Raw genomic sequence first — 20,292 nt, 5'->3', positions numbered from 1 at the left:
ATCATGCCCCAGCTGTCCGCGGACACGCTGCTCACCCTCGACCGCGCCCACGTCTGGCACCCGTACGGGCCGATGCCCGGCACCGCCACCCCGTACGTGGTCGAATCCGCCTCGGGGGTCCGGCTGCGCCTCGCCGAGCCCGTCGCGGACGGGCGGCGCGAGCTCGTCGACGGGATGTCGTCCTGGTGGGCGGCCATCCACGGCTACCGGCACCCGGTGCTGGACGAGGCCGTGCGCGAGCAGCTGGGGCGGATGAGCCACGTCATGTTCGGCGGGCTCACCCACGAGCCCGCCGTCCGACTGGCTGCGACACTGGTCGAGATCACGCCCGAACCGCTACAACACGTCTTCCTCGCCGACTCGGGCTCGGTGGCCGTCGAGGTCGCGATGAAGATGTGCCTCCAGTACTGGCAGTCCACCGGCCGCCCGGCCAAGCGCCGGCTGCTGACCTGGCGCGGCGGGTACCACGGCGACACCTTCCACCCGATGTCCGTCTGCGATCCGGACGGCGGCATGCACCACCTGTGGGGCGGGGTGCTGCCCGGGCAGCTGTTCGCCCCGCAGCCGCCGGCCGGGTTCGACGCCCCGCTCGACGCCGGGTACGCGGCCGAGTTCGAGGAGTTGATGGCCCGGCACGCCGACGAGCTGGCCGCCGTCATCGTCGAACCGGTGGTGCAGGGCGCCGGCGGGATGCAGTTCCACTCCCCCGCCTACCTGCGGATGCTGCGCGAACTCTGCGACCGGTACGGGGTGCTGCTCGTCTTCGACGAGATCGCCACCGGATTCGGCCGCAGCGGCGCGCTGTTCGCCGCCGACCACGCGGGCGTCTCGCCGGACGTGATGTGCCTGGGCAAGGCGCTCACCGGCGGCTACCTGACCCTCGCCGCCGCGCTGTGCACCGGCGAGATCGCCGACGGCATCAGCCGCGGCGAGATGCCGGTGCTCGCGCACGGCCCGACCTTCATGGGCAACCCGCTGGCCTGCGCGGCCGCCAACGCCTCGCTGGAGCTGCTGCTGAGCCAGGACTGGACGGTCGGGGTCAAGCGCATCGAGGCCGGACTGGCCGACGGGCTCGCGACCGCCGCCGACCTCCCGGGCGTCCGGGACGTCCGGGTCCAGGGCGCCATCGGCGTCGTCCAGTTGGACCACCCGGTGAACGTCCCGGCGGCCACCGAGGCGGCCGCCCGGGCCGGCGTCTGGCTGCGGCCCTTCCGGGACCTGATCTACACCATGCCCCCCTACGTGACGGAGGACGAGGACGTGGCACGCATCGCCGCCGCCGTGACCGCTGCGGCGGTGGCCGGATGAGCGCCCGCATCCTGTTCGTGACGGGCACCAACACGGACGTCGGCAAGACCGTCGCCACCGCAGCCCTCGCCTCGACGGCGCTGCGCGGCGGGCAGAAGGTCGCCGTGCTCAAGCCCGGGCAGACCGGCGTCGCGCCGGGCGAGCCCGGGGACGCGGCCGAAGTCCGGCGCCTGGCAGGCGATCTGACGATTCGTGAACTCGTCCGCTACCCGGAGCCGCTGGCGCCCGACACCGCCGCCCGGCGGGCCGGGATGCCCTTCCTCTCCCCCGCCGAGGTAGCCACCGCCGTCGCCGAACTGGCCGCCGCGCACGACCTGGTCCTGGTCGAGGGCGCGGGCGGGCTGCTCGTCCGCTACGACGACGAGGGCCGCACCCTCGCCGACCAGGCCCGGGCCGTCCTGGACGCCGGGCTGCCGGCCGAGGTCCTGCTCGTCGCCTCCGCCGGGCTGGGCACGCTGAACATCGTCGCGCTCTCGGCGGAGGCCCTGACTTCGCGTCAACTCCCCCTCGCGGGCGTGGTCGTCGGCTCCTGGCCCTCCTCCCCCGGGCTCGCCGAACGGTGCAACCTCGCCGACCTGCCGCGCTCGGCCGGCGCCCCGCTGCTCGGCGCCCTGCCGGAACGCGCCGCAGCCGCCGCGGACTTCGCCGCCCTCGCGCTCGCCTCGCTGGCCCCGGAGCTGGGCGGCAGCTGGGACGCGAAGCACTTCGCGCACACCCATCGGCCCGAACAGGCTCCGCTTCGCTCGAAGGGGTGATTCCGGCGCCCGAACCCTGGGTTCGGACGCTACGGGCTCAATACCGTTCCTCCCATGACAGACGGGATGACGGTAGACGAGTCTCTTCGGGCCCTGGCCGCCCTGGAGGCTGCGTGGAAGGACGACGACGAGGCGCTGTCCGCCCTCGCCGCGGGCGGTGCGGACGAGCGGTCGCTCCCGGCGCTGGTCGCCGCGTACGGCGAGCACGCGATGGACACCCTGATGGCCCTGGCCTTCGGCCTGCGATCCACCATGAGCGACGAGGAGATCGCCGAACTCTCCGACGCGGTGAGCTCCAACATCGGCGCCCGGATGAGCGCCCTGCTCACCCAGGCCCTGAAGACCTGGGGCGCCCTCGCGCCCCCGGACGACCTGGCGGTGACCAAGGCCATCGCCCGCGCGGTGATCGACTCCATGCGCGCCGTGACCGAGGACCCGAGCCAGACCGAGGTCCTCCCCCTGCTGGCCACCTTCCGCACCTACGCCCTCAACGGCGCCTGACACCGGAACCTCGGCGCGGGCTTCGAGACCTCTCGAAGCCCGCGCCGTCATGTCTGCACCCTCATCCACCCTGCGGCGAGCGCGAATCCCCCCGTCGAGGAGGCGAAGAGGATAAGGACGAACACCAAGGCACTCGCCTCCGTGGGAACACGCTCAGGAATCGCGAGGAAAACCACACCCGCGAGCGCGAAGCTCCCGATGGCGATGGCGCCGGAGGCGATTACGGTCGCATTCCCCTGCGGAGGACGACGACCAGCCGCTCGATGACGTCCGGCCGGGCGGCTCCGAGGTCGATCAGGATGACTCCGGTGGCTTTGGCCGAGCGCCAGTCGATGCCGAGGGAGGGCAGTTTGACCTCGGCGGCGCTCAGGACGGCCTGGAGGTCGTCGAGGATGTCGGCCGCGGCGCGACGGTCCTCGGCCGTGACCTTGTCGATCATGCTGCTCATGGGGCATCGCACTCTTCGCTGTTCGTGATCCAACGCGCTTCGGTGTCCCACTCCACGCCACCTCCGACGGGCCGGAGGAAGGCCAGCCCGTGCTGCCACCCCATGAAGACGGCCCAGCACCCGGAGCGGACGTCGTAGACCCGCTCGCCGACAACGGCCGGCCGGTAGGGCTCGGACGGGCGAAGCCCTCCCGGCGACCACGCCGTTCACGCTGCTGACCCGCCCGGACGAGAAGTGGATGGCCTACCTCGAAACCATCCAACGGGGCTACGTCGAGCGCGAGGACGAGAACAAGATCCGTTCCCTCGCAAGGACTTACCATTGGCTCCAGGCCCAAGCCCTCTCATGCGAGGACTCGTTGGCCCTCATCCACGCCCGTCTCAAGGAGTTCCACGCCATGTTCCCCATCGCGACGGTCAAGCCCACCTCCTGGCTGAAGTCCTCGTATAGCAACGGTGGCGGCGAATGCGTCGAGGTCGCACCCGGACTCCCCGGCATCCTCCCCGTCCGCGACAGCAAGGACCCCGAGGGCCCTCAGCTCGCCTTCGGCGCCGACGCCTGGCGGTCCTTCGTCACCGGAGTCAAGTCCGGCGACTTCGGCACCGTCTGAGATCCAGGCCGCCGGGTGGCGTTGTCGTTGCGCAGGTGGAAGGCCCGGCCGCCGGGCCGGCCGGTTCCGCGAGGCGTCTACCCCTTCTCTTCGAACTCTGCTCGATATACCGTACATAACGCTTGTTACGTACCGGGCAGGTCAGCGTAGCGAAGCACCTTGCATCCACCACCCTCACCTGGAGAGTCTGCTGTGACCGAACCCGCCGAGACCATCAAGTACCGCAAGAACGGCCTCACCCGCGGCGTCACGGACGAGCTCGCCGAGAACATGAAGCAGGGCTGGGCCGACACCGAGCGCCTCGCCCTGGAGCCGATCCCGCAGGCTGCGCACACCGCCCGCCGCCGCGCCGAGCTGTCCGCGGCCTTCCCCGGCGAGCTGCTGGTGATCCCGTCCGGCAACCCGAAGGTGCGGGCCAACGACACCGACTACCCGTTCCGCCCGTCCTCCGACTACGTCTACCTGACCGGCGACCAGTCCCAGGACGCCGTGCTGGTCCTGGAACCGACCGGCGACGCCGGCCACCGGGCCGCCGTCTACCTGCGCGACCGCTCCCGGACCGACAACGGCGAATTCTGGCTGGACAACCACGGCGAGCTGTGGGACGGCCGCCGCAACAGCCTGACCGAGAGCGAGCGCCTGCTCGGCCTGCCCTGCCGGGACGTCCGCACCGTCCACGCCGATCTGCGCGCGGCCACCGGCCCGGTGCGCGTGCTGCGCCGCCACGACGCGGGCGTGGAGCAGTCCCTCCAGGGCCGGGCCGTCGCCGAGCAGGACGCGGAGTTCGAGGTCTTCCTGTCCGGCCAGCGCCTGGTCAAGGACGAGTTCGAGATCGCCGAGCTGCGCTTCGCCTGCGAGGCCACCGCCCGCGGCTTCGAGGACGTGGTGCGCATCCTCGGCACCGACACCGAGACCCCCGAGCGGCTGATCGAGGGCACCTTCTTCGTCCGGGCCCGGATCGAGGGCAACGACATCGGCTACGGCACCATCGCCGCGGCCGGCCCGCACGCCACCACCCTGCACTGGGTGCGCAACAACGGCCACGCCAAGCCCGGCGACCTCCTGCTGCTCGACGCCGGCGTGGAGACCAACCGCCTGTACACCGCCGACGTCACCCGCACCCTCCCGGTCAGCGGCCGCTTCACCGACCTGCAACGCAAGGTCTACGACGCGGTGTTCGCAGCACAGGAAGCCGGCATCGCCGCGGTGAAGCCCGGCGCCGACTTCCGCGACTTCCACCACGCCGCCCAGCGCGAGCTCGCCGAACACCTCACCTCCTGGGGCCTGTTCGGCGACCTCACCGCCGACAAGGTGTACGAGCTGGGCCTGCACCGCCGCTTCACCCTGGCCGGCACCGGCCACATGCTCGGCCTCGACGTCCACGACTGCGCCCACTCGCGCACCGAGGAGCACGTCGACGGCCCGCTGAAGCCGGGCATGGTGCTCACCGTCGAGCCGGGCATCTACTTCCAGCAGAACGACCTGACGGTGCCCGAGGAGTACCGCGGCACCGGCGTCCGGATCGAGGACGACATCCTGGTCACCGAGGACGGCAACGAGAACCTCTCGGCCGGCCTCCCCCGCACCTCCACCGAGGTCGAGGCCTGGCTCGCCGAACTGCGAGGCTGAGCCCCCGGAACGACAGCTGCGGCACCCGGGAACGCCCGGGTGCCGCACGTCGCAGTGCCGCGTGCAGAGCGTGAGGCGTCAGAGTGTCGGCAGCGGTTCGTCGAGCCCCGGCTCGCGCCCCTCGGTCAACCAGAAGACGTAGCCCCGCAGGTAGTCCTCCAGCCCGTCGTCCAGGTACGCCGCGTACCCGCGCAACGCCTCGGGGTCGTTGCGCCCGTCGGTGTCGGCCAGTTCGGCGGCGATCCACTCCCGGACGGCGTCCCGCCCGTGCCACCACGCCCGGACGGTCTCCGGCGTCCAGTAGTCGTCGCCGTCGCAGTTGAAGCCGCCGATCGGCTCCATCTGGGCGACCCCGACGAGGGCCGCCAACTCCCGGAGTCCGCCAGGCTGGCGGTAGACGAACTCGCAGTGCTCCTCGCCGGAGAGGACGTGCGCGGGCAGGTAGAACGGCCCGTTGAGGCCGGTGTCCGTCATACCGGCGTAGAACGGTCCGGGCACGCCCAGCCGGCTCCGGTCCTCCCAGCGCCCGTCACCGACCCCGCCGCCGGAGAGCCGGACGGCCGACAGCGGGTCCCAGTAGGCGACTTCGTCCCAGGGCCCGTCGGCGGGGTAGTTCAGCAGGTCGCCGTGGAACCGCTCCAGCGACCTCTGGAGCCCGTCCTGGAAGGCCTCCTCGCCGTGGTCCGGCCGACGGAACCACCGCCTCGGCATTCGCATACGTCCCACGGTATCCGGCCGTCGCGCGCCCTCCCGCCGCCGGGGCACGTCCCGGCGGGCTGCGGCTACTTCAGCTTCCCCAGCGCCGTCCCCACCCGCTGGACGGCGTCCACGGACGGGGGCGGGATCAGGCGGTCAGCGGCTTGGCCCAGCGGCTCCACTGCGGTTCGGGGCGGTAACCGGCGGACGCCCAGGTGCGGTGGCCGAGGGCGTTGTCGTCCAGCACCATGGCGTCCGCGCGTCGGCCGCCGAGCGCGGCGAAGCGCTCCTCGGCGGCGGCGAGCAGGGCGGCGCCGATGCCCCGGCGGCGGTGGTCGGGGTCGACGGCGAGCCGGTAGAGGTGACAGCGCCAGCCGTCCCAGCCGGCGATCACGGTGCCGAGGACGGCGGCCGGGTCGCCCGCCGGGGTGGCGACGATCAGGCACTCCGGATCCCGGGCGAGCAGCGCGGCCACGCCCGGGGCGTCGTCCGTGATGCTGGCGCCCTTCGCCGCCCGGGCCCAGAGGGCGAGCAGGGCGGGAATCTCGTCGGGGGTGGCGGTGCGCAGGGCGATCCCGTCGGGGGCAGCGGTGCGCGGGGCGATCTCTTCGGTCATGGCGGCCTGTCTAGCAGGCGGTTCCGCCCGACGGCCGGGAATTCCGCAGCCTGGACGGACGGGCCGTCAGCCCAGCCGCCACACCGTGGTGGTCTTGACGGCGGTGTCCTCCAGGTCGGCGACGACCGGCACCTGGTAGGCGGCGAGCGCGGTGAACCGCTCCCGGGGCAGGTAGGCCCGGCCGGGGTCGCCGACGATGACGGTGGCGCCGCGCGCGGCGGCCCGTTCCAGGAAGGGCAGGAAGCGGGCGGCCATGGCCCGTTCGTAGAAGACGTCGCCGGCGAGCACCACGTCGGCCGGGGCGCCGTCGCCGTCCACCAGGTCCACCAGCGCGGCCTCCACGCGCACGCCGTTGGCCTCGGCGTTGAGGCCGATGGCGGCCACCGCGTAGGCGTCGATCTCGGCGGCACGCACGGACGCGGCGCCGCTCAGCGCGGCCGCGACGCTGACCACCCCGCCCCCGGCGGCCACGTCGAGCACCGCCCGCCCGGCCACCAGCTCGGGGTGGTCCAGCACGTGGCGGGCGACGGCCACCCCGCCCGCCCAGGCGAACGCCCAGAACGGCGGCGGCAGTCCGACCTCCCCCCGTGCCCGCTCGGTGGTCTCCCACAGGGTGATCGCGTCCTCGGCCATGTGCAGGCCGACCTCGGGGACGAACGGGACGGGCTTCAGCTCGGTCTCGCGCCGGATGAAGGCGAGGTCGGCCTCCGACTGATCGGCCTCCGACTGGTGGGGATCCGGCTGATCGGTCTCCGGCTTGAGAGTGCGCAGCTCACTCGGCATCTCCGCAGCATAGGGCCCGCGCGGGGGTGCTCACGCCCGCCGCAGCTACTGGAGGCCGGCCGCGGAACAGGCGGCGGCGTAGTCCGGCGTGCAGATCTGGGCGACGGTGAAGAGGCCGTCGGCGACCACGGTGGCCTTGATGTTGTCCTTGGTGAGCGCGACCGGGGCGATCAGGCCGGCCGGCACCTTGTCGCTGCTGCCGCTGGTCACCGTGGTCGGCACGAGGGCACCGCCGATTTCCTGGCCGTAGGCCAGGTCGACGGCCAGTTGCGCGGCCACGTCGGCCTCCGACTTGAAGGGCTTGTAGACCGACATGGCCTGGGCGCCCGCCAGGATCCTTTGCACGCCGTCGAGTTGGAAGTCCTGGCCGGTCAGCGGGACACTCCGGCCCGACACCTCGGAACCGGACGCGCTGGAGTCGACCGCGCTGGGTGCGGCAGCGTTCGGGTCAGCCGCGTTCGGGTCAGCCGCGTTCGGGTCAGCCGTGTTGGGATCGGCCGCGTTGGGATCGGTGGGCGAGCCGTTGGTCGTGATCGTCTCGCCGCCGTCCGCCGTGCCGTCCACCGCCGCCGCGGCCTGGCCCCGCAGTTCGACGACCTTGCGGTTGTCGAAGGACACGTAGGCGTCGACCGGCCCCTGGGCGAGGCGGTCGTAGGCGACCACCTTGACGCCCGCGTCGTGCGCCTTCTGGATCGACGCCTGGATCGACTTGGCGTCCACCGCGTCCAGGATCAGCACCTTGGCGCCCTTCTTCACGGCGGCGTCGATCTGGGTCTGCTGGACGGCGGTGTCCTGGCCGGCGTTGTAGTAGTCGATCTGCGCGTCCGGCGCCAGCTCCTTGATCTTCTTCTCGATCAGCGGCCGGTCGAACTGCTCGTAGCGGGTCGTCGTGGCCTCCGGCAGCAGCAGGGCTATCCGCCCGGCGCCCCTCCCGGCCGCAGCTGGGAGGGGCGCCGGGCCGCCGCCGGAGCCGCCGCTGGACGACTGCAACGCGCTGTCGCAGGACGCCGCGCCCAGGCCGAGGGAAATCGCTGCGGTCACCGCGAGGACGCGGCGCAGCCCGATGCTCATGAGGATGCCTTTCCGATTGGTTGGGTCCACCCCTCTTTCGTTCGAGTCTGGGAACCTTCGGCCGCGACCACGATCCCGGTGCGCCGAATGGGTCTCAAGCTTCCGTCGGCGGGTGTCCGTCAAAAGGCGTCCGTCAAAAGGCGCCCGCGAGGCGGAGGCTGGCGGGACGGCAGGCAGCGGCCGGGGGACGGCGGGACGGCGGGACGGCGGGACGGCGATAGACGCCGGAGGCGTAGGGCATCCCCCCGGACAGCCCTACGCCTCCGGCAGGCCCCAGGGCTGCGGGCCCCCCGTCGGCCTCACCCCCGTTCGTCGACCACCCGCCGGATCTTCCCGACCGAACGCTCCAGCGCGTACGGCTCCACCACCTCGACCGCGACCGTGACGCCCACCCCGTCCTTCACCCCCCGGACGATCGCCTCCCTCGCCGCCGCCCGCTGCTCGGCCGGGGCGTCCGGCCGCGCCTCGACCCGGACGGTCATGCGGTCCAGCCGCCCCTGCCGGGTGAGCCGCAGCTGGAAGTGCGGCGCGACGCCCGGGGTCCGCAGCAGGACCTCCTCGATCTGGGTCGGGAAGACGTTCACCCCGCGCAGGATGATCATGTCGTCGCTGCGCCCGGTGACCTTCTCCATCCGTCGGAAGGCCGGGCGCGCGGTGCCGGGCAGCAGCCGGCTGAGGTCGCGGGTGCGGTAGCGGATGACCGGCAGCGCCTCCTTGGTGAGCGAGGTGAAGACCAGTTCGCCGCTCGCACCGTCGGGCAGCACCTGGTCGGTGAACGGGTCCACGATCTCCGGGTAGAAGTGGTCCTCCCAGATGTGCAGCCCGTCCTTGGTCTCCACGCACTCCTGCGCGACGCCGGGGCCGACCACCTCGGAGAGGCCGTAGATGTCGACGGCGTGCAGGTCGAGCCGGTCCTCGATCTCGCGCCGCATCTCCTCCGTCCACGGCTCGGCACCGAAGATGCCGATGCGCAGCGAGGTGCTGCGCGGGTCGACGCCCTGCTTCTCGAACTCGTCGAGCAGGGTGAGCAGGTAGGAGGGGGTGACCATGATGATCTCGGGACGGAAGTCCTGGATCAGCTGCACCTGCCGGGCAGTCATGCCGCCGGAGGCCGGGATGACGGTGCAACCGGCCCGCTCGGCGCCGTAGTGCGCGCCCAGGCCGCCGGTGAACAGCCCGTAGCCGTACGCGATGTGCACCTTGTGCCCGGGCCTGCCGCCGGCCGCGCGGATCGACCGGGCGACCACGTCGGCCCACATCGAGAGGTCGTGCTCGGTGTAGCCGACGACGGTCGGGCGCCCGGTGGTGCCGCTGGAGGCGTGGAGCCGGCGGACCCGCTCCATCGGGACGGCGAACATGCCGAACGGGTAGCCCTCGCGCAGGTCGGCCTTGGTGGTGAAGGGGAAGCGGGCGAGGTCGGCCAGGGTGCGACAGTCCTCGGGGCCGACGCCGGCCGCGTCGAACTTGCGGCGGTACAGCTCGACGTTGTCGTACGCGTGGCGCAGGGTGGCCCGGAGACGGGTGAGCTGGTGGGCGCGCAGCTCGTCAACGCCCATCCGCTCGCCGGCGTCCAGCAGCGCGGGCGGGATCGGCTCACCCAGGCGCCGGGCGGGCACTTCGCCGCAGGCGGGCGCTTCACCGTAAACGGGCGCTTCGCCGTAGGCGGGCTCATCGCCGTACGGGCGCGGGGCGGGTGCGCTGCCGGTCATCGTCGCTCCTCCGCAGGTCGGCCAGGACGGGCGCACCGACCGATCGTTCGGTCAGGACGACCCCCACGCCAAGTAACCCAGCGCCCGCACCGACTGTCAAGGGGTCGCACACCGGATCCGGAATGTGAAGTTCCGACCACTTCGGGTGGAGATCGGACACCCACCTTGGCTGTCCGATATGAAAATCATTACAGAAGTTTGACCCGTGCACGGCATCACCCGGCCCGACCGCGTGGTTCAGTAGTGCGGCTTCTCCCCCGCACCCCGGAGTGATCACCGTGCCCACGACTCCAGCCCTGGTCAACGCGCTGCGCGAACTCGGCGACCGACCCGCCGTCGTCGCCGACGGGCGCGCGATCAGCGGCATCGGCCTGCTGCTCGGCGTCTCCCCGCCGGGCGGCCTGCCCCGGGCCCTCGCCCAGCGCGTCGCCGCCCACGCCGCGCTGCCGCCCTCCGCCGCCCGCACCGCCGAACAGCGGCTGCGGCACTGGGCGGGCGTCCTCGGCCCGCCGCCCATCCGGCACACCGTGCTCCACCCCGCCACCGACCTCGCCGTCGAACTCGCCCTCGCCACCCTGCTCGCCGGCGGCACCGTCCACTGCGGCGACCCCCGGCAGGACCCCGAGCGGCAGCTCGTCGACCTCGCCGCCAGCGCCGCCACCCACCTCAGCCTGCCCTCCACCCTGCTGTGGCGCCTCAGCCGCCGCCCCGACCTGGCCGACCACGACCTCGGCGCCCTGCGGCTCGTCCTGCACGTCGGCCCCGAACCCCGACAGGACGACGTGTACACCGCCGTCGACGCGCTCGGCGCCGTCCTCGCCCACGTCCGCGCCCCGCACAGCCACGCCGAAGCCGCCGACCGGCGACTGCGCACCGCCGCCGACGCCGCCGACGCCATCGCCTGGAAGCACGCCATAGGCGTCACCGCCGAACAGGTCCAGGCCTTCGGCACCCACCTCGACCACGCCGTACTGTCCGCGCTGCTGCTGACCCTCCAGCAGAGCGGCGTCCTCACCGACCCCGGGCGCGGACACACCGAGGCCGAGATCGTCGCCGCCGCCCTCGTCACCCCCGCCCAGCGGCCCCGGGTCGGCCGCTGGCTCGACGCCCTCACCCGGCACGGCCTGATCACCCGGCACGGCGACGTCCACTACGGCCAACCCGAGCTCACCGCGGCCGAGGTCCGGGAGGCCTGGCGGCCCGCCGTCGAGGCCTGGAACGACGGACTCGGCCCGGTCTCCGCCCTGGACCGGATCCGGCGCGGCGCACTACGGCTGCCCCGGCTGATCACCGGCGAGGAGGCCCCCCGCCCGGCCGCCGCCCCGATCCGCTGGACGGCCGCCCGCGGCTACCTCGGCGCCGCCCTCGGCGCGCTGGTCCGCGGCATCGCCGAGACCCACGCCGGGCCGCAGCCGCTGCGCATCCTCGAACTCGGCCAGGACGACGCCGACTCCACCGTCGCCCGGGCCCTCGCCACCCGGCCCCGCCCCGGCGCCGACCACCACCAGCTGCCCGACGGCGGCCGCTACGACCTCGTCGTCGCCACCGTGACCGGCCACCCGGACACCGTCGTCCCGGAGCTGGTCGACCTGCTCGCGCCCGGTGGGCACCTGCTGCTGCTCGCGCCCACCGGCGAACAGCTCGACCTGCTGATCACGGGGGACGCCGAGGCCCGCACCGACCCCCCGGCCTTCCCCGCCTCCCCTGTCCACCCTGCCGCTCCCACCTTCCCGGTGTCCGCCGCTGCCCCCGGCTTCCCCGCCTTCCCGGCGCTCCCCGCCGAGCGCTGGCGGGCCGCCCTCACCTCCGCCGGCTGCCCGACCGTCCTCGCGCTGCCCGAGGACGGGCACCCGATGGGACTGCTCGGGCAGCGGCTGTTCGCGGCGCGGATGCCCTGAGCCGCCGCTACCATCGGGCCATGCCCGACTCCCCCGTGGCGGCCGGCTCCGTGCTCAGCGCCCTGTCGGCCGGCTCCCGGCTGAGCCTCGGCTCGCTGTTCTCCGCCCGTTCCCGCTGGTCGGTACGGTCCCGGCGGCCCGGCGGCGGGCGGCCCGTGGCCGGGCCGTGGCCGGGCCGTGAAGCCCGGGTCGTGCACCACCACCCGATGCGTACCATTTCGATACCGAAGCCGGGATGAGCTGCAAGGATTCTCGCCCAGCGGGCCCACCCCCGGGTAGGCTCCGCTTGTCCTCCGGCCCTGGCGCAGGCGGCCCCGCGCCGCCGTGCCGCGTTCCGGGGGTGGCACACCCCCGCGGGCCATTCGGTGGGCACCGCGCACTCGACACCGCGCGCCAGGGCAGTCGCGCGAACGGCGAAGGGCATCGCATTGGCGGATCGGCTCACCGGAGGAGACTCCTCGCTGCTGCGGCGGATCAACGCGGCGGTCACGCTTCGGGCGCTGCGGACCGGCCACTCCGTGACCCTCACCCAGCTCGTCGGCGAGACCGGGCTCTCCCGCCCGACCGTCGAGGGCGTCATCGAGGGTCTGGTCGAAACCGGGCTGGTCGCCGAGGTCGACCAGCCCAAGGAGGACGGCCAGCCCGGCACCGGCCGGCGCGGCCGACCGGCCCGCTGGTTCCGCTTCCGCGCCGAGGCCGGACACATCCTCGGCATCGAGGTCGGCGTGCACGACATCCACGTCATCCTCGCCGACCTCACCGGCGAGGTGGTGGGCAGTCACTTCAAGCCGGTCGACGAGACCCTGGACGCCGAGGACCGGCTCGCCGCCGTCCGCACCGCCGTCGCCGAGGTCCTGCGCAAGGCCGGCATCTCCCGCGACAACCTCTGGGCCGTCGGCATCGGCACCCCCGGCATCGTCGACCGCGACGGCACCATCCAACTCGGCACCGCCATGCCCGGCTGGACCGGCCTCGACCTCGGCGCCCGGCTTCGGCGCTCCTTCCGCTGCCCCGTCCTGATCGAGAACGACGCCAACCTCGCCGCCATCGCCGAACACTGGCAGGGCGCGGCGGTCGGCGCCGGTGACGTCGTCTTCGTCATGGCAGGCCTCAGCCCCGGCGCCGGCTCCCTCATCAACGGCAGGCTGCACCGCGGCTACGGCGGGGCGGCCGGCGAGATCGGCGCCCTCCACCTGCTCGGCCAGGAGGTCACCCCCGAGCGGCTCCTCTCCACCACCGGCAAGCCGCTCAACCCGCTCGACGAGGCCGCCGTCGCCCGCGTCCTGCGGCTCGCCAGGGAGGGCGACGAGGTCGCGAAGGTCGCCATGGACCGCTTCCTCACCCGCCTGGTCCAGGGCGTCGCCGCGCTCGTCCTCGCCATCGACCCGCAGCTCGTCGTGATCGGCGGCTGGGCGGCCGGCCTCGACGGCGTCCTGGAGCCGCTGCGCGAGCGCCTCGCCCAGTTCACCCTCCGCGCGCCCGAGGTGGCGCTCGCCGCGCTCGGCTCCGAGGTCGTGGCGATGGGCGCGCTCCGCGTCGCCCTCGACCACGTCGAGGACCAGCTGTTCGCCGTCGACCCGCCGACCACCGGCAACGGCCGCGCCTGACGGCCCCGGACCGCCCCGCCCTGGGTTGAACCCGGGGCGGCGGTCCGGACCCAGCTCCGCCCGGGCAGCGATCCGGACCCAGCTCCGCCCGGACCACTCCGCCCACACAACGGCCGAGGCCCGGACGCCAGTTGGGCGTTCGGGCCTCGGTCTGAGGGTGTCGGAAAAGTGGTTCAGGAGGCGGTGCGGACCTCGGCCGCAGCGCCGACCGGGGTGACCTCGACCAGCCCGGTCGAGCCGAAGGTCAGCTTGCAGGTGTCGGCCCGGTAGGTGGCGACGGCGAGCGCCACCAGGCGGCCGGCCGACGCGTACTGGGTGGTCATCACCAGCACCGGCGAACCGGGCGGGCGCTCCAGCAGGGCGGCCTCGTCGGCCTCGGCGACACCCAGCTCGACCGCGCGGGACTCGCCGTCCACCTCCAGCCGCTCCAGCTGGCGCAGCACCGAGCGGGCCCGGTCGCTCTCGGCCCGGAAGCCGGGCAGGTGCGGCAGCGCGGCGGCCGGCACGTGCAGCGACTCGGTGGCCACCGCCCGGCCCTCCACCAGGCGAACCCGGCGGACCGTGTGCACGGTGGCGCCCTCGGCGATGCCGAGGCCCTTGGCCAGCTGCGCCGGGGCGGGGGCGGTGGTGCAGTCGACCGTCCTCCAGGCGTGGCTGCGGCCGACGCCGGGCCAGCCCTCCTCCTGCCGGTTGACCGGGACGCCGACCCGCGGGGCGGCGATCAGGGTGCCGATCCCCCGGCGACGCACCAGGCGACCCTCCAGCTCCAGCTGGTCGAGGGCCTGCCGCAGGGTCGCCCGGGCGACTCCGAAGCGGGCGGAGAGCTCGCGCTCGTTGGGCAGGACCTGGCCGGTGGAGAACTCCGAGTCGATGGCCCGCAGCAGCACCGTACGCAGGTGCCAGTACTTCGGTTCCGGCACCGCCGAAAGCTGTCCAGTCGTCCCCACCGTGTCCTCCACCCTGCTTCGTCCACCCTGCGGTAAGGAGGGCGGATCCCGGGCCCGCTGTCCGCGGATGCGGCAGGTGGGAGAGCGGGCTTTTATCCGTCCTTCTTTATTAAAGGTCTTTGCAGTAAGCGACCCTAGGGGCATCGTCCGGAGATGGTCAAGACCAATGGCGCGGCTTGGTGCGACTGTCGCACACATTCATGCCGCGTTCACGTCATCCCGCGGCGGCGCGCGTCACGCTTCGGCGCAGGCCCCGGCACTCGGTAGGCTGCCCGGGTGATCGTGGTGACGAGTGTGAACGTGAACGGAATCCGGGCGGCGGCCAAGAAGGGCTTCGTCGAGTGGCTGGCCGGCACCGAGGCGGACGTGGTCTGCCTCCAGGAGGTGCGCTCCGAGCCGGAGCAACTGCCCGTCGAACTGCGCGACCTCGACGGCTGGCACGCGGTCTGGGCCCCCTCCGTCGCCAAGGGCCGGGCCGGCGTCGCCGTCCTGTCCCGCCAGGAGCCGCAGCGGACCGTCATCGGATTCGGGTCCGAGGAGTTCGACAACACGGGCAGGTACGTCGAGATCGACCTGCCGGGGCTGACCGTCGCCAGCCTCTACCTCCCCTCCGGCGAGGTCGGCACCGAACGCCAGGACGAGAAGGAACGCTTCATGGCGGAATTCCTCGTCCACCTCACCGCCCTCCGCACCCGCGCCGCCGCCGACGGCCGCGAGGTCGTCGTCTGCGGCGACTGGAACATCGCCCACCGCCCCGAAGACCTCAAGAACTGGAAGGCCAACCAGAAGTCCGCCGGCTTCCTCCCCGAAGAACGCGCCTGGCTCTCCCGCGTCTACGACGAAGCCGGCTACGTCGACGTCGTCCGCACCCTCCACCCCGACCGCACCGGCCCCTACTCCTGGTGGTCCTACCGCGGCCGCGCCTTCGACAACGACTCCGGCTGGCGCATCGACCTCCAGGTCGCCACCCCGGGCCTCGCCGCCCGCGCCACCGACGCCCGCGTCGAACGCGCCGCCACCCACACCGAGCGCTGGTCCGACCACGCGCCCGTCACCGCGGCCTACGACCTGGGCGACAACTGACCCACAGGCAGCCACAGTTGAGCAGAGCCCAGGGGCGGCCTCGACCGACGGCGCCTCCCCGGGTTCAGGGCCGCTCGGATCACCTGACGAGGCCTGCCAGCTCGCCCGGGCCGGTTTGACAAGTCAGTTCGTTTCACCGCTTCTCGACGATGGCAGCTTCAGACCGCCCGTCGTCCGACAAATCTCCCGCGCTCCGGACGGCGCCGCCGAACGGTCTACCCGGGTGCATCCGCCTGTCCGGGGTCGTCGCGGGGCCAGGTGCCGCGGGCGTGAATGGTGGCAGGCGGGGAGTTCGGCGGCGAGGACACCGACGTGGGGCGCGCGGTCGCCGATGACGTAAAAGCGGCGTTTGACGCGGCTGGCGGCGACGTCGAGGAGGTCGGTGGTCCAGGCGCTGAGGCTGCGGCAGGTTCCGCGGGCTTCGCGGCCGAGGGCGCGGAAGGGGCGATGACGCGCAGGCGTTCGGGGGTGGCGCCGTGGCAGTCGAGTTGCCGAAGGGCGGACGGCGTCGGCGTCCTCGTCGTCTCCACGCTCGGGGCGTCCCACAGGGCGGATTCGTAGCGCAGGTCGGAGATCAGCTCGTCCAGTCCCCTGTGGGGCAGGCCGGCGGCGCGTTCGACCGCGATGTGCAGGACCAGGGACAGGGACAGGGACAGTTTGGCCCAGACCCGGGCGAGTTCGGCGAGCTGGGCGGGGTCGCCCTACGGCCGGTGACCCGCGGTGACGGTGCGCAGCAGGGCGACGGCTTCAGGCTCCGGCAAGGTGCCGGGGATGAGGCGGCGGGCGCCGTCGCACACGGCGAGGCCGGAGAGCCGGCTGCGGCTGACAACGACTATCCGGCTGCTGGCGCTGCCGGGTAGCAGGGGGCGAACCTGGCTGACCGTGGCGACGTTGTCGAGGACGACCAGGACACGGAGTTCGGCGAGCAGGGAGCGGCAGAGGGCGGCGGCTGCGTCAAGGTCCTGTGGGGGGGGACTGGGTGCGGCCCCCGAGGGAGGTGAGGAGGCGGTGGCGGCCCGGACAGATCCTTTCACCACGCCTGGCGCACAGCCGGCCCACCTGCCGAAGGCGCCAGCCGCAACAACCACTTCCGAAACCGCCACGGGAAGCACGAACTGTTCCCGATCGGACCCACGCCAACCCTGGTTCCGCGCACCTCACGTCACCTCCTCCACGGCCTCGCGCACCCGCTGCGCCCGGATCCCACTCGGCCCAGCAGGCGCAGTCCACACCTCCCAGCGCTTACGAAACTGGGCGGTCCGCGGGCCCGGCGGCAGCGAACCGTACGTATAGGGCGATCGGCCCCGCACGTCACCGACACGTGGGATGATTCGCAAGCCCTTTGACACCTCAACACCTCGCCAGCGACGTTGAGACGTCCCCACAACAACGCGCCAAGCCACGCAAAGAAATGGCAAAGCCGCCACAACGTCCCAGGTCGCGAAGGGTTCTCCCCGCACCCGCGGGGGTCAGCCGATCGCAACGTTCGTCGAACGCCACCGCCACCGGTTCTCCCCGCACCCGCGGGGGTCAGCCGCAGCACCCCGGCGACGCCCAACGCCGTGTCGACTCCTCCCCGCACCCGCAGGGATGGCCCGACCGGTGTGACGGGGACCAGGCATGCGGCCGTTCCCGGGGCGGGGCGCGGCGCCGTAGGCGGGCGGGGTGGTAGAGGCGGGTGTGGGGCGCTTCGGCGTGTGGGTGTCGGGGCGGGGCGGCGAGGGTTCATCCTTCGGGGGGTGTGCTGGAGCGTCGTGGCGCGTGATCGTACGGGGGCGAACGGCGGGCGGGTTTGATTCGGGCTTCGGGGTGGTGTAGTTCGTTCACCCGGCGAGTCGAAACGGGCGGGTGCCGGGGCCGTATCTGCTGTTCATTGCTTGTTTATTGCCAGGAGCCAGAGTCATTCCTGATCTTCCTGACTCGGGCGGCCGGACGGTGCCCGGCAGGCAACTCTGGAGAACGTACATCATGCCGCGCACGCTACTTGGAGCCCTGGTCGCCGCCGCTCCGGCGACCGCCGGGCTCTCGCTCGTCACACCGGCCCGGGCCTCCGCCGCCGCCATGGGGTGGGACGTGTCGGCGGAATCAGCGCGCCGATCGTGCGTACACAGACCCGGGTTCGGCGGCCGGCGGCGCCTTCTCGGAATCGACTTCGTGAAGCCGCCGATCGACGAGGTCGGAAAGAGCGCCGAAGTTCGCGGAAAACCGGCCGAATCGCGTGAGGGCGTGTCCGAATCGCCGCGACACCTCACCATGAGCGAGTACACCATCAGCGCCTTCCGGTGAGACGAGGGCTTCCCGTCGCGTCGCAGCCGAGGCGGAGCACCGACGCCAGGCCGATCGGGCCGACCCGCGCGCGTGAAGGGCCGTGAACCAGCCCCGGAAGCCGTCCGCCGATTCCCTGAGTCGAACCGGAGACTCCGCTTCCCGCCGTCCGTCGGACCGGCATTCTCCGAACGGCCACGACGTTCCCGTACGTCAACACAGATAAGGCGACCGGCCCTCACCCCGGTCGTACCACCGGTCGACCGGGTTGCCTCCCCCACAGGCCTGTCCCGACCGACCGCGCCAGTGTGTTCGCATCCTGTTACCCCCACGAAGAAGGAGGGTTTCCAACATGACCGAGATTTCCACGCTTGCCGTCGTACGCTGCCTCGGCGGCTTTTCACTGGACTTGGGGGGACTCCCGGTCAGACGCTGGCGGGCCGGCAAAGCGCGCACACTGTTCCTTTACCTCCTCATCAACCGGGGCCGCACGGTCGACCGCGACGAACTGCACGCCGCGCTGTGGCCCGACCGCACCCGGTCGGCGGGCTCCAGTTCCCTCAAGGTCGCCAAGCACGCGGTGCACCAGATACTCAGCGGGCAGCAGGCCGCGGAGGAGCAGCCGGCCGCGGAGATCGTCTGCAGCGAGTACGGGTACTCCCTCAAACTCCACGACGCCTGGCTGGACTTCGAGGAACTGGAGCGGCTGTGCAACGAAGGGCACCGGGCGGCGGCCCGAAGTGATCCGCGCGCGGCCGCGGAGTACTACCGCAGCGCGCTGGATCTCCACACCGGGGACTTCCTGCCCGGTGAGACCGCCGACTGGGCCAGGGAGCAGCGGGACTGGGTGCGGTCCCTCGCGCTGGGAGCGGCGGACTTCCTCCTCCAGGAGGCACTGGACCGGGGCGAGCTGCCGAAGGTCATCGACATGTGCCGCCGCGCGCTGGACATCGACCCGTACCAGGAGGACGTCTACCGGACCCTGATCCAAGTGCACGGCGATCTGGGCCAGTTAGCGCAGGCCAGGTCCTGGTACAAGCTGTGCCGGGCCCGGATGTCGGACGGTCTGGACATCGATGTCAGCCCTGACACCCAGCGGCTCCTGGACCGGGTTCTGCGCACCCAGGACGCGCCCGCCCGCACTGCGGACCAGACCTCCGGCCCAGGCGTAACCAATGCATAACCAATGCATAACCCACGCATAACCAGCTCATAACCAGCGCATAACCGCCCTGTCTAGACTCCGAAAACCGCGACCGGTCAAGGAGATTGGTGTAACCGTGCTGGAGACGAACCAGGGTTCCGTTCTTTCGGTGGAGAATCCCGGTGTTGGTGCCCCAGCCGATGCCGGGCCCCTGATCGTCGGCATCGGGGGCACCGTGCGCTCCGGTTCCTCGACGGAACGGGCGGTCCGGGCGGTACTCGCGGCCTCCGCGGCGGCGGGGGCCCGGACCCTGCTGCTGGGTGCCGAGGAACTTCAACTGCCGCTCTACGCCCCGGGGGAGTCACTGCGCACCCCGGCGGCCCGGCGGCTGGTCGAGGCCGTCGCCCTCGCCGACGGCCTGGTGATCGGCACGCCCGCGTACCACGGGGGCGTTTCCGGTCTGGTGAAGAACGCCCTCGACTACCTGGAGGACCTGCGTGAGGACGCGCGTCCCTATCTGCACGGCCGCGCCGTCGGCTGTGTCGTCACCGCACGCGGGACGCAGGCTGCTTCGACGCTGGCGGGGCTGCGCTCCGTCGTGCACGCCCTGAGGGGCTGGCCCACTCCCCTGGGCGTGGCCATCAACACGGAGAGCGTCACCCTGGCGTCCGACGACAGCGCCGGCGGCAGCACCGGCGACCCGCATCTCACCGCGCAACTGGCCACCGTCGGACGGCAAGTGGTCGAGTTCGCCCGGATGCGCACGCCGGCCGGCTGAGCGTCCGGGGGCCTACCTCCGACCGCTGCCGCCCCCGTACGTCCGCCGTCACGATCCCCGCCCACCCCTTTGGTTCCGGCTGCCCTGACACCGGATCCTTCGCATCCGCATTCCCACGTCCGACCGTGATTCCGAATGGAGCGCGCCATGGAAGACACCGCGAAGTCCACCGCGAAGTCCACAGAGCCGGAGGAGACCGCCGAGGCTCTCGCCCTCGAAGCGGAAGCCCCCGAAGCGCAAGCCCCCGAGGTGGAAACCGCCGGGACGGAAACCCCCCAGGCGGAAACCCCCCAGGCGGAGACCGCCGGGACGGAATCCGCCGAGGACACCGAACTGGACGCGCTGGACGAGCTGGACGACGTCGACTTCGACCTCGACGAGGTCGAGAACAAGATCGCGCCGCTCGCCCTCGCCACCACCGAGCCCTCGCGATGGTGACGCGGG

21 protein-coding genes and 1 pseudogene are annotated in these 20,292 nt (G+C 72.6%); 14 read left to right on the top strand and 8 right to left on the bottom strand.

Annotation, left to right across the window (positions count from 1 at the left end; all coding sequences use genetic code 11):
- The first annotated feature begins 3 nt into the window (after positions 1–3).
- Genes ACIOGZ_RS23570 through ACIOGZ_RS23560 form a run of 3 tightly spaced genes read left to right on the top strand, consistent with a single transcriptional unit; the run spans position 4 to position 2,564 of the window.
- Complete coding sequence (locus tag ACIOGZ_RS23570; RefSeq protein ID WP_400987113.1) at positions 4–1,308, top strand: adenosylmethionine--8-amino-7-oxononanoate transaminase; 1,305 nt, start codon at positions 4–6, stop codon at positions 1,306–1,308.
- Positions 1,305–2,063: a dethiobiotin synthase gene (bioD, locus tag ACIOGZ_RS23565; protein ID WP_363586704.1), complete on the top strand. Its 759-nt coding sequence runs from the start codon at positions 1,305–1,307 to the stop codon at positions 2,061–2,063. The genes ACIOGZ_RS23570 and bioD overlap by 4 nt, the downstream gene beginning before the upstream one ends.
- A 54-nt stretch (positions 2,064–2,117) precedes the next feature.
- Positions 2,118–2,564: a hypothetical protein gene (locus ACIOGZ_RS23560; RefSeq protein WP_363586703.1), complete on the top strand. Its 447-nt coding sequence runs from the start codon at positions 2,118–2,120 to the stop codon at positions 2,562–2,564.
- Between the two features lie 220 nt (positions 2,565–2,784).
- Here ACIOGZ_RS23560 and ACIOGZ_RS23555 read toward each other — a convergent pair whose 3' ends face one another.
- Positions 2,785–3,012 carry a hypothetical protein gene (locus ACIOGZ_RS23555; protein ID WP_363586702.1) on the bottom strand — a complete coding sequence of 76 codons (228 nt, stop codon included), beginning with the start codon at positions 3,010–3,012 and terminating at the stop codon, positions 2,785–2,787.
- A 187-nt stretch (positions 3,013–3,199) separates the two neighbouring features.
- On the opposite strand from ACIOGZ_RS23555, the pseudogene ACIOGZ_RS23550 reads away from it, so the two are divergent.
- The 3 genes and pseudogenes from ACIOGZ_RS23550 to ACIOGZ_RS23540 all read left to right on the top strand — a co-directional run.
- Positions 3,200–3,373: pseudogene (locus tag ACIOGZ_RS23550) on the top strand (Scr1 family TA system antitoxin-like transcriptional regulator); the annotation flags it as partial.
- Between the two features lie 36 nt (positions 3,374–3,409).
- Entirely contained in the window at positions 3,410–3,622 is a 213-nt protein-coding gene (locus tag ACIOGZ_RS23545; RefSeq protein WP_363586720.1) for a DUF397 domain-containing protein, read from the top strand.
- A gap of 192 nt (positions 3,623–3,814) precedes the next feature.
- Entirely contained in the window at positions 3,815–5,251 is a 1,437-nt protein-coding gene (locus ACIOGZ_RS23540; protein ID WP_400987110.1) for an aminopeptidase P family protein, read from the top strand.
- A 78-nt stretch (positions 5,252–5,329) separates the two neighbouring features.
- Here the strand turns inward: ACIOGZ_RS23540 and ACIOGZ_RS23535 are convergent, their stop codons facing one another.
- The 5 genes from ACIOGZ_RS23535 to paaK all read right to left on the bottom strand — a co-directional run bounded on the left by ACIOGZ_RS23535 (position 5,330) and on the right by paaK (position 9,973).
- Positions 5,330–5,968 carry a hypothetical protein gene (locus tag ACIOGZ_RS23535; protein WP_363586700.1) on the bottom strand — a complete coding sequence of 213 codons (639 nt, stop codon included), beginning with the start codon at positions 5,966–5,968 and terminating at the stop codon, positions 5,330–5,332.
- A gap of 127 nt (positions 5,969–6,095) precedes the next feature.
- Positions 6,096–6,563, bottom strand: a complete 468-nt coding sequence (locus ACIOGZ_RS23530) for a GNAT family N-acetyltransferase (RefSeq protein ID WP_363631093.1) — start codon at positions 6,561–6,563, stop codon at positions 6,096–6,098.
- A gap of 66 nt (positions 6,564–6,629) precedes the next feature.
- Positions 6,630–7,346 (bottom strand): class I SAM-dependent methyltransferase, encoded by a 717-nt coding sequence (locus ACIOGZ_RS23525; RefSeq protein WP_400987108.1) that lies wholly within the window; start codon positions 7,344–7,346, stop codon positions 6,630–6,632.
- Between the two features lie 45 nt (positions 7,347–7,391).
- Positions 7,392–8,417: a substrate-binding domain-containing protein gene (locus ACIOGZ_RS23520; RefSeq protein ID WP_400987106.1), complete on the bottom strand. Its 1,026-nt coding sequence runs from the start codon at positions 8,415–8,417 to the stop codon at positions 7,392–7,394.
- A 299-nt stretch (positions 8,418–8,716) separates the two neighbouring features.
- Positions 8,717–9,973, bottom strand: a complete 1,257-nt coding sequence (gene paaK, locus ACIOGZ_RS23515; RefSeq protein ID WP_363586719.1) for a phenylacetate--CoA ligase PaaK — start codon at positions 9,971–9,973, stop codon at positions 8,717–8,719.
- 431 nt (positions 9,974–10,404) lie between these two features.
- Here paaK and ACIOGZ_RS23510 point away from each other — a divergent pair, with 431 nt between their 5' ends.
- The 3 genes from ACIOGZ_RS23510 to ACIOGZ_RS23500 all read left to right on the top strand — a co-directional run bounded on the left by ACIOGZ_RS23510 (position 10,405) and on the right by ACIOGZ_RS23500 (position 13,631).
- The gene (locus tag ACIOGZ_RS23510) at positions 10,405–12,024 is read left to right on the top strand and encodes a hypothetical protein (protein WP_400987104.1); all 1,620 of its coding nucleotides are present in this window, start codon (positions 10,405–10,407) and stop codon (positions 12,022–12,024) included.
- Positions 12,025–12,044: 20 nt separating this feature from the next.
- Complete coding sequence (locus tag ACIOGZ_RS23505) at positions 12,045–12,263, top strand: hypothetical protein (RefSeq protein WP_400987102.1); 219 nt, start codon at positions 12,045–12,047, stop codon at positions 12,261–12,263.
- 189 nt (positions 12,264–12,452) lie between these two features.
- On the top strand, positions 12,453–13,631 hold the full coding sequence (locus ACIOGZ_RS23500) for an ROK family protein (protein ID WP_363586694.1): 1,179 nt from the start codon (positions 12,453–12,455) through the stop codon (positions 13,629–13,631).
- Positions 13,632–13,804: 173 nt separating this feature from the next.
- Here ACIOGZ_RS23500 and ACIOGZ_RS23495 read toward each other — a convergent pair whose 3' ends face one another.
- Positions 13,805–14,578 carry a GntR family transcriptional regulator gene (locus ACIOGZ_RS23495; protein ID WP_363586693.1) on the bottom strand — a complete coding sequence of 258 codons (774 nt, stop codon included), beginning with the start codon at positions 14,576–14,578 and terminating at the stop codon, positions 13,805–13,807.
- 276 nt (positions 14,579–14,854) lie between these two features.
- Here ACIOGZ_RS23495 and ACIOGZ_RS23490 point away from each other — a divergent pair, with 276 nt between their 5' ends.
- A complete protein-coding gene (locus tag ACIOGZ_RS23490) occupies positions 14,855–15,661 on the top strand; it encodes an exodeoxyribonuclease III (RefSeq protein ID WP_363586692.1) in 807 nt (268 codons plus the stop codon).
- A 701-nt stretch (positions 15,662–16,362) separates the two neighbouring features.
- Here the strand turns inward: ACIOGZ_RS23490 and ACIOGZ_RS23485 are convergent.
- Positions 16,363–16,695, bottom strand: a complete 333-nt coding sequence (locus tag ACIOGZ_RS23485) for a hypothetical protein (RefSeq protein WP_400987100.1) — start codon at positions 16,693–16,695, stop codon at positions 16,363–16,365.
- A gap of 934 nt (positions 16,696–17,629) precedes the next feature.
- Between ACIOGZ_RS23485 and ACIOGZ_RS23480 the strand changes: the two genes are divergently transcribed.
- The 4 genes from ACIOGZ_RS23480 to ACIOGZ_RS23465 all read left to right on the top strand — a co-directional run bounded on the left by ACIOGZ_RS23480 (position 17,630) and on the right by ACIOGZ_RS23465 (position 20,286).
- A complete protein-coding gene (locus ACIOGZ_RS23480; protein ID WP_363586678.1) occupies positions 17,630–17,947 on the top strand; it encodes a hypothetical protein in 318 nt (105 codons plus the stop codon).
- Between the two features lie 331 nt (positions 17,948–18,278).
- A complete protein-coding gene (locus ACIOGZ_RS23475; RefSeq protein ID WP_363586677.1) occupies positions 18,279–19,109 on the top strand; it encodes a BTAD domain-containing putative transcriptional regulator in 831 nt (276 codons plus the stop codon).
- A 97-nt stretch (positions 19,110–19,206) separates the two neighbouring features.
- The gene (locus ACIOGZ_RS23470) at positions 19,207–19,848 is read left to right on the top strand and encodes an NADPH-dependent FMN reductase (RefSeq protein WP_400802925.1); all 642 of its coding nucleotides are present in this window, start codon (positions 19,207–19,209) and stop codon (positions 19,846–19,848) included.
- Positions 19,849–19,995: 147 nt separating this feature from the next.
- Positions 19,996–20,286 (top strand): ammosamide/lymphostin RiPP family protein, encoded by a 291-nt coding sequence (locus ACIOGZ_RS23465; protein ID WP_400987097.1) that lies wholly within the window; start codon positions 19,996–19,998, stop codon positions 20,284–20,286.
- Positions 20,287–20,292: the final 6 nt, after the last annotated feature.

Source organism: Kitasatospora sp. NPDC088160 (assembly GCF_044741445.1).
GTDB lineage: Bacteria > Actinomycetota > Actinomycetes > Streptomycetales > Streptomycetaceae > Kitasatospora.
The sequence above is the reverse complement of the archived record's forward strand: the minus strand, read 5'-3'. Positions and strand labels throughout refer to the sequence as shown.

Excerpts from the sequence above, each read along its gene's own strand:
- ACIOGZ_RS23480 (WP_363586678.1), top strand. The coding sequence starts at position 17,630 with ATGCCGCGCACGCTACTTGGAGCCCTGGTCGCCGCCGCTCCGGCGACC.
- ACIOGZ_RS23465 (WP_400987097.1), top strand. The coding sequence starts at position 19,996 with ATGGAAGACACCGCGAAGTCCACCGCGAAGTCCACAGAGCCGGAGGAG.
- ACIOGZ_RS23555 (WP_363586702.1), bottom strand. The coding sequence starts at position 3,012 with ATGAGCAGCATGATCGACAAGGTCACGGCCGAGGACCGTCGCGCCGCG.
- bioD (WP_363586704.1), top strand. The coding sequence starts at position 1,305 with ATGAGCGCCCGCATCCTGTTCGTGACGGGCACCAACACGGACGTCGGC.
- paaK (WP_363586719.1), bottom strand. The coding sequence starts at position 9,973 with ATGGGCGTTGACGAGCTGCGCGCCCACCAGCTCACCCGTCTCCGGGCC.
- ACIOGZ_RS23545 (WP_363586720.1), top strand. The coding sequence starts at position 3,410 with ATGTTCCCCATCGCGACGGTCAAGCCCACCTCCTGGCTGAAGTCCTCG.
- ACIOGZ_RS23525 (WP_400987108.1), bottom strand. The coding sequence starts at position 7,346 with ATGCCGAGTGAGCTGCGCACTCTCAAGCCGGAGACCGATCAGCCGGAT.
- ACIOGZ_RS23530 (WP_363631093.1), bottom strand. The coding sequence starts at position 6,563 with ATGACCGAAGAGATCGCCCCGCGCACCGCTGCCCCCGACGGGATCGCC.
- ACIOGZ_RS23560 (WP_363586703.1), top strand. The coding sequence starts at position 2,118 with ATGACAGACGGGATGACGGTAGACGAGTCTCTTCGGGCCCTGGCCGCC.
- ACIOGZ_RS23520 (WP_400987106.1), bottom strand. The coding sequence starts at position 8,417 with ATGAGCATCGGGCTGCGCCGCGTCCTCGCGGTGACCGCAGCGATTTCC.
- ACIOGZ_RS23475 (WP_363586677.1), top strand. The coding sequence starts at position 18,279 with ATGACCGAGATTTCCACGCTTGCCGTCGTACGCTGCCTCGGCGGCTTT.
- ACIOGZ_RS23570 (WP_400987113.1), top strand. The coding sequence starts at position 4 with ATGCCCCAGCTGTCCGCGGACACGCTGCTCACCCTCGACCGCGCCCAC.
- ACIOGZ_RS23535 (WP_363586700.1), bottom strand. The coding sequence starts at position 5,968 with ATGCGAATGCCGAGGCGGTGGTTCCGTCGGCCGGACCACGGCGAGGAG.
- ACIOGZ_RS23505 (WP_400987102.1), top strand. The coding sequence starts at position 12,045 with ATGCCCGACTCCCCCGTGGCGGCCGGCTCCGTGCTCAGCGCCCTGTCG.